We start from the raw sequence: 11,976 nt of genomic DNA, 5'->3' as shown, positions 1-11,976 counted from the left end.
GAAAAAGCCGGCTATATGCCGGCTTTTTTGTGCGTGAGTATTACGGCCAGAATCATTGCCCAGGGGGCGGCAATAGCTCGTCCAGATAACCAAACAGGCCGACGGATCCGCCTGTATGCAGGAATACAATATTCTCATCGGGGCCAAACTGCCCCTGCCTGATGAGGTCAATCATGCCTGCCAGTCCCTTGCCGCTGTATACAGGATCAAATAGCAGGCCCTCCAGTTGTGCCAACAGCAAGAGCGCCTCGCGCATGCCATCGGTAGCTATGCCGTAGCCTGGGCCGACATAATCACAGTTGGCGACCACGTCTTCACGACGTACACAGCCGCTGGCACCTATGTAGTCGGCAGTGGCCACGGCCAGGTCATAGACTTTTTCTTCCTGCGCTTGCTGGGCCGCGTTGACGCCAATGCCCAGTACGGGAATACCTGAATGGGTTGCGCGCAGCCCGACAACCAAGCCAGCCTGAGTGCCGGCGCTGCCCGTGGCGTGAATCAGGTGATCGACACGCAGGCTTCGGTCATTGGCCTGCTGCAGCAACTCCATGGCACAGTTGACGTAGCCCAGAGCGCCGATAGGGTTAGAGCCGCCGCCCGGAATAATGTAAGGCTTACGGCCTGTGGCGCTCAGCTTTTCAGCGTGCTCTGCCATTGCCGCGTTCATGTCAGTGGCCTTGGGATGCTGGTGGATTTTGGCGCCGTACATGCGGTCCAGCAGCACGTTGCCGGAGTTCAGGTAGTCCGCGCTGGGTTCCTGCACCCGGTTCTCAAACAGAAGCTCGCAGGCTATACCGACCTTGGCAGCCGCTGCTGCGGTTTGTCGGGCATGATTGGACTGTACTGCGCCCTGAGTGATGATGGTGTCGGCGCCTTGTGCTACGGCGTCAGCCATCAGAAACTCCAGCTTGCGAGTTTTGTTGCCGCCGCTGGCCAGGCCGGTGCAGTCATCTCGCTTTACGTAGATTTGCGGGCCGCCCAGGTGTGCGGTCAGTCGTGGCATGAGCTCCAGTGGTGTCGGCAGGTGGGCAAGGTTAATTCGGGGGAATCGTGATAAATGCATAGTCAGCTCGTTAAGGGAAGTTGTTGCCGGGCCAGCGCTATAGTGCGGGCGACCAGCAGGTCGGTGGATGATAGTAGGGGCAGAGGACTGTTGTCCGCACCCATGAACAACGGTATCTCAGTGCAGCCTGAAATCAGCAAATCGGCGCCTGAGAAGGCAAGGCTGGCTGCCAGTTTTTCTATAGCGCTGCTGATATCGGCGTCGCGCTCGCCGGCTTTTATGCGGTAGACCAGTTCCATGAATGTGGCCAGTTCAGCGTCACTCCACACCACGGGTTCACAATTCGCCTGAATCAGCGCCTGCTGATAAAGCTGCGCCTGCAGGCAACCCTGAGCCGCCATAATGCCCACCCTCGACGCAGAGTGAGTTGACAGTTCATCCATGACGACATCAATAATACTGACGAAGGGGATACTGATCGCCGCGCGAATATCGTCGCTGTAGGCGTGGGCGGTATTGCATACCATGACCAGAAAGTCGGCCCCGGCTTGCTCCAGTCGTTGTGCCATGGCAGCCAGCTCAGGCCCCACGCTGGGCGTCTCGCCTGCTAATGCCTGGTTGCGATTGGGAACTTTTGGGTTGTGATCGATCAACAGGCGAATGTGGTCCTGATCGCAGCTGGCATCAGTCGCAGCGATGACCTTGGCCATAAAATCTACGGTGGCTTCAGGGCCGAGTCCGCCGAGTACGCCGGCGGTAAGGTCTGTACCGGGTCCCATATTCACTCTCTCCGGGTTGCCTGAATCAGGTTGGGGAGTATGCATGATAGAACCTGGCTTCGATAGCGAGACTCATTGCGGCAGACCGATATTGAGTTTCTGTTGATGAGCTACGGCGTGTACCAGATAGGTGACGACCAGGCGCGCTCCTGAATGGTCGCGGGCACGTCTGCAAGCAGGGGTAGACCGGCGCGCACGGCGTCGTAGGTAGTCCAGCGAGGCGTTGGTATCTCTATTACGCGGGCATAGTACAGGGCTGGAATCTCTGGATCGAACTCGGGATCCTGCCAGACGGTCGCCAATTGGGCGGAGCCTATCGTATTGCGGTAGGTCGCTGTGGCGAGATCTACGGTATTACCGAGCGCCGGTAGCTTGCCGCTTCCAGTCGGCTCGCGAACACCCGCCCAGACCACATCAAATACCTGGTCGTGGAGCTCGCCGGAGGCGTCCACCCAACCTTTGACGATCTGAATTCTGTCCAGATTGGCGCCCAAGGCGTCCTTGTTTGCCATGACTACGAAGCGTGGCGCTTTACCGCGGGGTGCGTCTTGCATGCTGCCGCCCATGGGTACGCCACCACGATAGGCCTTCTTGACCACGTCGGCGCGGGTGTGGATATCATCGGCGTAACGCCAGCCGCCAAAAAAGCGCAGCGCCATGCGTGGGCCCGATGTGGCATAGGTCTCACGGGCGTGCATTGCATCCCAGATCGCCTCGCGAGTGTTGCCGGTTGCCCAGACAGCGGTAAGCGAGCCTATGCTGAGATCTTTGCTATCGATCCAGCCGGTAACGCTGCCTTCGCGTCGCGCCTTTACCGAGCCGTCTTCAGGACCGTGCGCACCTACAAAGTTGTCCTCATCGACGTCGCTCATCATGCCATTGTGACTGTCGGTGCCACCGGTAAAGCCTAGCTTGAACGGGTTTACGCCTAGCTGCTGTTGAAATGCCAGGCCTTTGGTAATACCGCTCCTTACGAAGTTACCCTTGGCAAAGGTCCTGCCGCTGCTGTTTTGGATAGAGTCGGCATTTTCGAAATCAGAGAATTCATCAGCGGCCCAAAACTGGCGGTGCACCTCTGAATTACCTTTCACTTGCATCATTTCGATGGCGCGCTCGAAGTGCTCCCGCATTTGAGCGTATTCAAGGTCGATGGGGTCGCCGCTGGAATCCTGATCCGGGAACATCATGCCTTTGCTGGCGTTGGAGTTGTGCGGAATCGCCAGCCCTCGGATGCCCTCTTGTTCCAACTCCTGTAGCCAGCGCCACAAACCCTCTTCGCGATTTATATCGATATAACTCATAGGTTTTTCAGGGAAGCTGTCGCCGCGAAAAATGACGTTGCGGTGGAGGTTGCCCCCCTTGGGTGCGGCGCTCCATTCGTAGGCGACCAGCGTAGTGAAGACACCGGGCTGATAATGTGCCTCGGCGGCATCCACAGAAATCTGCCAGCCGCTCTTCTCGGTTTCGACGCCAGCGTAAAAGTCGGTATGGCCTGGTTCGTCGCCACGGTTATTGCTGATCACATATTTGAAGAACCACTGTTCTCGCTGTTTGATGTCTTGGAGACCCAGCAGTTGCTGTATCAAGGGGTTGTCGTGTCCCGGCGCGTCGGCGTTGAGTGCGCTATACATTTCGCCGAGATACTCGGCATGGTCGGTCACTGCAGCAAAGTCCAGTGGCCGGCGAACCTTGTGTGGCTGCCCATTGACGATGACGGTCTCTCCTTTGGCAGCGCGGTAGGCATCGGAGGGTGTCTGTCGGGTGCCGCCAATGAAGGCGTCCAGCGAATAAGCGGTGTGCATGTGAGTTTCACCAAAGTAGAGGTTACGCTCCTTGTTCTGTGTCACCTCTGCCAGTGCCGTACCGGCCAGCAATGAAAGGGTCGCCAGCATGAGACTGCTAGTGCGTATGTGCTTGGGCATGGAGTATCACCTCTCTTAGTCTCAGGAATTACAGACGCTACTATAATGAGCCGCAGTAAAGGTAGCTAGTGCACTCATATTGGCTCGAGAAAATCCATTCATCGGACTCAGCTGTATATTCCAAGGTAGACCTGTCCAATATCCTCTTGCTTCCAAAGTAACCCGTGATGAATAAACTAAGTAAGTACACGTTATTGCCTTTTCAAGGTTTGCCTACCGCTAAGTCGCGTTGGACGGTCTATGACCATGTCCGTCTCAAGGCGCCAGCAGATGCCAGCGTGAAACTCAAGACTCAGGAGCGGGCATATACTTCGCCCATCTGGTACTCACCGGCGTCCTGAGAATCCCGTTGTCGTCGCTGGCTGTTTATTTAGCGGCTATGCAAGGGTATTCTGCCGGTCTCATCAACAGTTGGTAACAGACGGAGTTAACCCGATGCGGTTATTCGATAGCAAGCACTATGCACCTTTAGCCGCCCTAGTGGTGCTCGCGCTGCTGTCTGTGTCAGCGCAGGCGCTGGAGTGGCCGCAGGAAGTTAGCATTAAAGATGGTGTCATTGTTATCTACCAGCCGCAGCCCGAGTCGCTGCAGGGCAACGTGCTAAAAAGCCGTGCGGCCATATCGATTGAAGTTGAAGAGGTTGATCATCCGATCTTTGGCGTGATGTGGTTTGACGCCCGCGTTGATACCGATCGCGGTGCGGGCACCGCGTTGGTGCGTGACATCAAAGTGACTAAAGTGGGTTGGCCGGAGTCTACCGATGCCCAGGAGCAACGCTTTACCGCGGTAGTGGAAGCTGCCATGCCAGAAGCCGGGCTTAGTTTTTCCCTGGAGCGCTTGACCGCGAGCCTTAGCACCGCCGAAGTTGAGCAGCGCAGCCTGGAACAGTTGAAGACGGATCCGCCGGTTATTATATTCTCTGATGAGCTGGCGCTGTTGTTGATGTTTGATGGTAAGCCACATTTTTCGGCGATCGAGGGCAGCAGTTACGAGCGTGCATTGAATACCCCGTTTCTGGTTGTGCGCGACAAGAAAAAGGGGCAAAGCTGGATGGGCAGCGGCGCGCAGTGGTTTAGCTCCAGCGATCCTTTAGGCCCCTGGCAGCCCAACGCGAAGCCGCCAGCAGACCTGCTGCAAATGATGCCAGAGGATACTGCTGAAGCAGGCGAGAGTATTAAGGTTGATAAAGTCGTGGTGGCAACCGAAGCCACTGAGCTTATCGCGACCAATGGCAAAGCAGAATGGACAGCGTTGTCTGGCGGTGCCCTGCTTTATGTCAGCAATACCGAGACTCCCTGGTTACGTGAATTAGAAACCGGAAATATGTATGTGCTGTTGTCGGGCCGTTGGTACCGTTCCAAAAGTCAGAAGGGCCCGTGGACATTTGTACGAGCCGATGAATTGCCCGTCAGCTTCAGCGATATTCCGCCCGCATCAGACATAGGCGGGCTGCGAACTTCTGTGGCTGGCACTGAGGAGGCAGAGCAGGCGATGCTCGATGCCGCCATACCCCAGACCACGGCGATCAAACGCGATGAAGCCAGTCTGACGGTGAGCTATGACGGCGAACCCAAGTTCGAAAAGATTAAGGGCACCGAGGTTTCCTATGCGGTTAATACGGGCTCTCAGGTGTTGGCAATCAATGGCCGTTACTATGCGGTCGATGAAGGCGTCTGGTTTACAGCGACTATGGCCAAGGGACCGTGGGTGGTAGCCGATACTATTCCGGATGATGAAATTGGTAAGATTCCCCCTAGCTCTCCGGTCTACAACACGACCTATGTGAAGGTCTATGAGTCGACTCCGGAAATCGTTTACGTGGGCTACACACCCGGATATATGTGGTCATACCCTTATTACGGCGTGCCGGTGTATGGCACCGGCTGGTATTACCCGCCTTACTACGGCGCCTATTACTATCCGCGTCCGCCTACCTGGGGTTTGCATGTGGGCTATAACCCCTGGACCGGTTGGAACTTTGGGGTGACCTGGAGTAATGGCTTTCTCACCCTGGGTATGAGCTTTGGCGGTGGTTGGAACAGTCCCTATCATCGCGGCGGTTGGTATGGGGGCGGATATCGCCGCCCGGTAGTCATTAATACGGGCGATATTAATATTGGTAATTCGGTCAATATTGGCAATCGTGATCGGGTCAATCGGGAACTGGGCGACCGCGGTAATGCGCAGCGGCCCAATATCTATAATCGTGAAGGTAACCGTGCGCGGAACGCTGATAACGCTCTAGCGCGCAGCGAGCTTAAGCGCGCACGTCCTGCCCCTACGCGTGCTAACGATGTGTTTGCGGACCGCAGTGGGAATGTGGCGCGTCGCAACGGCTCGGAGTGGGAGCAGCGCAGTAACGGTCAGTGGCAATCTGATAAAGCCAACGTGGCGCGTGACAAGGCTGCAAATGTTAGTACTCAGCAGGCAGCAAAGGTGCAGTCGCGGGCCCAGCAAATGCCCGACCACAATCGCCAGCAGATCAATCGCAATGAGCTGAATCGATCCTATGATGCGCGTCAGCGCGGTACGCGCCATGAAATGAACCGTTCCGGCATGCGTCAAGGCCGACGTCGATGATACCCATCTTCAGTCCCCGTCAGCTGATGATGACGGGTCTTCTGTGCCTTACAGTCGCAGTTCCCTTGCAGGCTGAGGAAGAATCGCCAGGCGGTTTTGTGCAACGCACTATTAACGGTTTTGAGGACAGTGAGTTCGAATTTCAACGAACGATTTCCAATGCCCCATTTCCGCCGCTAGGATTTGTCAGTGGCGCATCTTACGGTGACGTAGACGTGGAGTCATCCGCCGGCCAGGAACTAACCTACGATGTGCAGCGCTTTTCCACTATGGTGGCGATACCATTCTTGTTGGGCAAGCGCGATGCGGTGTTTGCGGGAGCCTATATGAGTTGGTCAGAGTTTGATGTTAAAGACGATGATCGCAATGACATCAGCGTCGCGAGTATTGGCTTGCCGATGGGCTGGATGCGTCAGCAAAACCCTGACTGGCAGCTGGCGGCATTTGTGATGCCGCTGGGCCACGACAGTGACTTGGATAATAGCGACTGGAGCTGGCAATATCTGGGTGGTGCCTTTGCCCGTTATGTCAGCAGTGAGACGCTGTGGTGGGCGTTTGGCGCATATGCTGATGTGGGTTCCGGTGACAACTTTTACATACCGTATCTTGGCGCATCCTGGGCGATCAATGAACGCTGGACCCTGAGCGCTATCATGCCTTGGCCAGCAGTGATTTACGCACCTAACCGCGATATTATGTTCCGGCTTGGTGCTGCTCCCTCAGGTGCCTCCTGGTCACTGGATGTGGAGGAGGGCGAAGTGGGGGTAAATCTAGATGCCTGGGACCTTGGTCTTGGCGCTGAGTACCGCGTGTTTGGTAACTTTTGGCTGGGTGCAGATGCAGGTATAGGGGGTTTACGTGGCCTGAGGTTAGTTAATGGCGATGTGGAAGAGCCCGATCTGGATTTCTCCAGCAATGGCTTCGTGAAGCTGAGCTTCAATTTTCGGCCCGCAACCAGACCCTAGGGATTCGCAGCTACTGAACCTCAAAAAAGCGGCACCCCTATGCTAAATCCAGGTTCCTGATAGATCTAAAGCCAGGTTTACCGCGTAATTAGCCACGTAGCCCCGCAATCAGTCTTCCCTTATTCAAACCTTTTGGCGACACCACACGATCGACCAGATACTGGTCATTACAGGAGCATAAATCTTGAAACGCCTGGTTGTACCCACCGTTATCGTAATGGCCGGCTTTGGGTTGGCTGCACTGCTGTTAGCGACGGGGCCCACCTTGAGCCCCCAGCCCGTTCAGGCCCTGATCCCGCTGGTGCGGGTGCAGGTTGTGACGCTGGAGGACGTGGAACTGTCTTCATTGACGCACGGAACCGTAGCACCGCGCACCGAAAGTGAACTCGTGGCGGAAGTGGCGGGGCGTGTTATTAGCGTCAATCCCAATTTGGTCTCGGGCGGATTTTTTGCGGCGGGCGAGGAATTACTGCGAATTGATCCATTGGACTATGAGCTGGCGTTGGAGCAAGCCAAGGCGAATCTTGTGCAGGCAGAAAGTGACTTGGCTAATGCACAGGGCAATTCTAGTCGTTTGGATAGTCTCAGTGAGCGGCAGCTAACCAGCGTGTCACAGCAGGATGATGCGACGAACAGGCTGCGCATCGCCGAGGCTACGTTGCGTTCCTCGCAAGCGCAATTGGCGCGGGCCGAACGTGACCTAACACGTACCCGATTTTTGGCCCCCTTTGAGGGCCGTGTGCGCAGCGAGCGTGTCGATATTGGCCAGTTCGTGAATCGTGGCAATGCTATCGCTGTACTCTATGCCACTGACTATGCCGAAGTGCGCTTACCGATTAACGACGCGGAGTTGGCGATCCTTGATTTACCCCTGGTGCCGGTAGTCGGGGAAGTCTCTACATTAGCGGCGACTAAAGTGACTATTAGTGCACGGTTTGCCGGTGAGGAGCATCATTGGCCTGCACAGATTGTGAGGACCGAAGGTGAGATTGACCCGCTGACCCGGATGATTCATCTGGTGGCGCGCGTTGACGCTCCTTATGCGCGGGTGGCGGGCCGGGCGCCACTGGCAGTGGGATTGTTTGTGAATGCTGAAATACATGGCCGTCTGGCGCAAAATGTTGCGGTGCTGCCTCGCTCCGCCGTGCGCCAGAACGACCGGGTGTTGGTGGTGGATAGCGATAGCCGCCTGCAGTTTCGGTCGGTCTCAGTCATGCGTACGGTCGGCGAACTGGCCTATATAGACAGTGGTCTGGTAGCGGGTGACCGAGTCTGTATCTCGTCACTGGACACTGCGATAGAAGGGATGACTGTGCGCATGGTCGGCGCAGAACCCTTGGACAATAGTGATCAGTCTTTATGAAGGGTGCCATAGCCTGGTTCGCTCACAATCCGGTAGCGGCCAACTTGCTGCTGGGGCTTATTGTTCTGTCTGGGCTAGTGGCTGTGGCAAACATGCCGCAGAAGTCATTTCCCGATATCGATGTACCTGTTATTTCTATCTCAGTACCGTATTTGGGCGCCGCGCCTGAAGAGGTAGAGCAGGGTGTCTGCATTCGCATTGAAGAAGAACTGGAAGGTGTCGAGGGTATTAAGACCATCACTTCCAATGCCAATGAGGGCCTGTGCTCGGTATCCGTGGAGTTGCTTGAAGATGCCGACACCGGCAAGGCTCTGGATGATGTCAAAAACCGGGTCGATGCCATTGATACATTCCCGGTAGAGACCGAAAAACCGATTGTAAACCTGGTTAGTATTGTGCGCACGGTGCTGGATATTGCCGTGATCGGACCGGCGGAAGAGCGAACTCTTAAGGTGATTGGCGAGCAGGTGCGTGACGATATAGCCAAGCTACCCGGGGTCACACAGGTTGAGTTGAGCAATACTCGGCCCTATGAAATTTCCATTGAAGTCTCAGAGGCCTCACTGCGTCGCCACGGGCTTAGCTTTGACGACGTTGCAGGCGCCGTTCGCAGTCGTTCACTCGATCTTCCCGGCGGCTCCATCAAAACTATCGGCGGCGAGATATTGTTGCGCACCCAGGGGCAGGCTTATTGGGGCCGCGATTTCGAGCAACTGATTATACGTACCGCGCCTGATGGTACCCGCCTGTACCTAAGAGATGTCGCCACCATTGTTGATGGTTTTGCCGACACCGACCAGATGCTGCGTTTTGATGGCAGGCCAGCAGCGCTCATACGCGTGTCTCGAATCGGTAATCAGGACATCATGGATATCACTCGGACGGTGCAGGACTATCTCGATACCTCTGCAAGTCGGCTCCCTGAAGGTGTTGAATTGACGGTTTGGAATGACGGCTCCAAGCTGTTGCAAGACCGTCTCGAGACACTATTGGATAGCGCCCGTCAGGGCTTTTTGATGGTGCTGATTGTGCTGGCGCTGTTTCTGCGGCCGCGGCTGGCGTTCTGGGTCAGTGTGGGTGTGCCAGTGGCGTTCCTGGGCGCAATCTTTGCCATCTATATCCTCGGCCTGTCTATCGATGCTATTTCCCTGTTCGGCTTCATTCTGGTACTGGGCATCCTGGTGGATGATGCCATTGTCGTGGGTGAAAAAGTGCACTCAGTGCAGCAGGAAACAGGCGATCTGCTGGAGGGCGCCGTGCTTGGCACTCAACAGGTTTCCTTGCCGGTGATCTTTGGCGTGCTGACAACCGTGGCTACGTTTACGCCTCTGCTGTTGGGCCCGGGTAGTTTTGGGCAGATATTTGGTGTAGTGGCGACCGTGGTGATGTGTTGCCTGGCCTTTTCATTGATTGAATCTCAGCTGATTCTGCCTTCGCACTTGGGGCACAGTAAGTCCGGGAGTCCGTCCAGTGAAGTAGGCCTGTTGATGATCCCGATTGTCGCTATCGCGCTGCTTGAATTTTCATGGGATGTACGCAGCTATATAGGACTTGCTGTGCTCATTATGGTGCTGCTTTACTTGCTGCACTTGGCGGGCGTCGCGCAGCGTGTCGCTGCGTTGCTAGTGAGTTTTCAGCAGCAGATTTCAGCCCGCATAGAGTTATTTATCAGTGTTACTTTCCGCGGCGTGGTGGAGCGTGCGGTTGCAGCTCGTTATGTAGTGATTGCGCTGGCGATGGTGGCTTTTTTATCGGCGGTAGGCATTCTAGGAAGTGGTCGTCTGCCTTTTTCCTTTTTCCCGCCACTGGAGTCGGACCAGGCCATTGCCGCACTGACGATGCCATTGGGCACTCCGGTAGCGGTTACAGATGCGGCGGTGCTGCATCTGGAAAAAACTGCTCAGCTACTGCAGCTAGAGCTGGATAACGAATTTCCTGCGGCTTCTCCGGTAACGCACATCCTGTCAGCGGTAGGTAGTCAGCCCAGCAGTGCTGGCGGCGGTGCAGTGGGTGGCGGTGGTCATCTCGGTGAAGTCACCTTACAGCTAACGCCTAGCCAGTCGCGGAGCATTGACACTCGCACCGTCGCTAATCGTTGGCGCGAGCTTGCAGGCCCTATTCCCGACGCGGTCGAGCTCAAGTTCAGCACGGCGTTTTTTACCGCTGGCAATGCCATTGATATCCAGCTGGCGGGCGCCAATGTGGAGGATTTGCGTATCGTTGCCGCCAAGTTGCGCGAGCAACTCGGAACCTACCCGGGGGTGATCGATATCACTGATTCATTTCGCTCAGGTAAGCAGGAGTTAAAGCTTGATGTGCGACCTTCGGGTGAGGCTTTGGGTCTGTCATTAGAGACTCTGGCGCGGCAGGTACGGCAGGCGTTTTACGGTGAGGAGGCCCAGCGTATCCAACGTGGACGCGATGATGTGCGAGTGATGGTGCGTTATACCGACGCCGAGCGCAGGTCGTTGGCTACTCTCGAGGACATGCGTATCCGCACGCCTGAGGGCGCCGAAGTCCCGTTTCGGACGGTTGCGAGTGCCGAGTTGGGGCGTGGTTATTCAACTATTCGCCGAGCGGATCGGCAGCGTGTTGTGAGCGTGGTGGCAGATGTAGATCGCTCCCAGATTACGGCTAATGAGGTGATTGCGGATCTTGGGGCGGGGTTCATAGAAGAAATTATGCGCGAGTATCCTCGCATTACCTATAGCCTGGAGGGCGAGCAGGCAGAGCAGGGCGAGGCAATTGGCAAACTGGTGCCCATGTTCGGTATTGCCCTGTTCGTGATTTTTGCGTTGTTGGCGGTGCCGCTGCGCTCTTACGTTCAACCGCTGATTATTATGAGCGTGATTCCGTTTGCCTTCGTCGGGGCCATCTGGGGGCACGTGATCATGAAGAACTTTGGTTTGGTAGCCGGCCTCGCTATGCCCTCGATTATGGGCTTTATTGCAGCCTCAGGCGTAGTCGTTAACTCAAGTCTGGTGCTGGTACATCAGATTAATCAAAGCCGCAAACAGGGCGTACATTTTCATGATGCAGTACTGATGGCGGCGCAGTCGCGCTGCAGGCCCATTGTGTTGACGGCATTGACTACGTTCGTCGGTTTGTTGCCGCTGATGTTCAACACCAGTGTGCAGGCACAGTTCCTGGTACCAATGGCTGTCTCGTTGGCGTTTGGCGTGGCGTTCGCAACCGTAGTGACGCTACTGGTTGTGCCTTCAGGTTACATTATTCTTGAGGATCTCAACCGCTTTATGAGTAGGAATAAGTCGGCCTCTGATGGCGACGCGGATGAATTAGTCAGTGAGCAGCAGTAGCCGCATTCAAAGTCTTGTAGGGGAAAGTTAACGACCCCCGAAGGGGT

8 protein-coding genes are annotated in these 11,976 nt (G+C 55.8%); 5 read left to right on the top strand and 3 right to left on the bottom strand.

Annotated elements, in window-relative coordinates; translation table 11 throughout:
• Positions 1–52: 52 nt before the first annotated feature.
• From cuyA to EYC98_RS01745, 3 genes are all read right to left on the bottom strand, one after another.
• Positions 53–1,063: a D-cysteate sulfo-lyase gene (gene cuyA, locus EYC98_RS01755; RefSeq protein WP_279243581.1), complete on the bottom strand. Its 1,011-nt coding sequence runs from the start codon at positions 1,061–1,063 to the stop codon at positions 53–55.
• Between the two features lie 2 nt (positions 1,064–1,065).
• Entirely contained in the window at positions 1,066–1,827 is a 762-nt protein-coding gene (gene cuyB, locus EYC98_RS01750) for a cysteate racemase (protein WP_279243580.1), read from the bottom strand.
• 65 nt (positions 1,828–1,892) lie between these two features.
• Positions 1,893–3,704: a DUF3604 domain-containing protein gene (locus EYC98_RS01745; protein WP_279243579.1), complete on the bottom strand. Its 1,812-nt coding sequence runs from the start codon at positions 3,702–3,704 to the stop codon at positions 1,893–1,895.
• 167 nt (positions 3,705–3,871) lie between these two features.
• Here EYC98_RS01745 and EYC98_RS21700 point away from each other — a divergent pair, with 167 nt between their 5' ends.
• The 5 genes from EYC98_RS21700 to EYC98_RS01725 all read left to right on the top strand — a co-directional run bounded on the left by EYC98_RS21700 (position 3,872) and on the right by EYC98_RS01725 (position 11,929).
• Positions 3,872–4,045 (top strand): DUF3604 domain-containing protein, encoded by a 174-nt coding sequence (locus tag EYC98_RS21700; protein WP_420887156.1) that lies wholly within the window; start codon positions 3,872–3,874, stop codon positions 4,043–4,045.
• A 94-nt stretch (positions 4,046–4,139) separates the two neighbouring features.
• Positions 4,140–6,284, top strand: a complete 2,145-nt coding sequence (locus EYC98_RS01740) for a carbohydrate-binding family V/XII (protein ID WP_279243578.1) — start codon at positions 4,140–4,142, stop codon at positions 6,282–6,284.
• Positions 6,281–7,249: a hypothetical protein gene (locus EYC98_RS01735; RefSeq protein WP_279243577.1), complete on the top strand. Its 969-nt coding sequence runs from the start codon at positions 6,281–6,283 to the stop codon at positions 7,247–7,249. The genes EYC98_RS01740 and EYC98_RS01735 overlap by 4 nt, the downstream gene beginning before the upstream one ends.
• Positions 7,250–7,433: 184 nt before the next feature.
• Complete coding sequence (locus tag EYC98_RS01730; RefSeq protein WP_279243576.1) at positions 7,434–8,612, top strand: efflux RND transporter periplasmic adaptor subunit; 1,179 nt, start codon at positions 7,434–7,436, stop codon at positions 8,610–8,612.
• A complete protein-coding gene (locus EYC98_RS01725) occupies positions 8,609–11,929 on the top strand; it encodes an efflux RND transporter permease subunit (protein WP_279243575.1) in 3,321 nt (1,106 codons plus the stop codon). Before EYC98_RS01730 ends, EYC98_RS01725 begins: the two co-directional genes overlap by 4 nt.
• The last annotated feature ends 47 nt before the right edge of the window (positions 11,930–11,976 follow it).

Origin of the sequence: Candidatus Litorirhabdus singularis, assembly GCF_026262625.1 — a bacterium.
Lineage (GTDB): Bacteria > Pseudomonadota > Gammaproteobacteria > Pseudomonadales > Halieaceae > Litorirhabdus > Litorirhabdus singularis.
The sequence above is the reverse complement of the archived record's forward strand: the minus strand, read 5'-3'. Positions and strand labels throughout refer to the sequence as shown.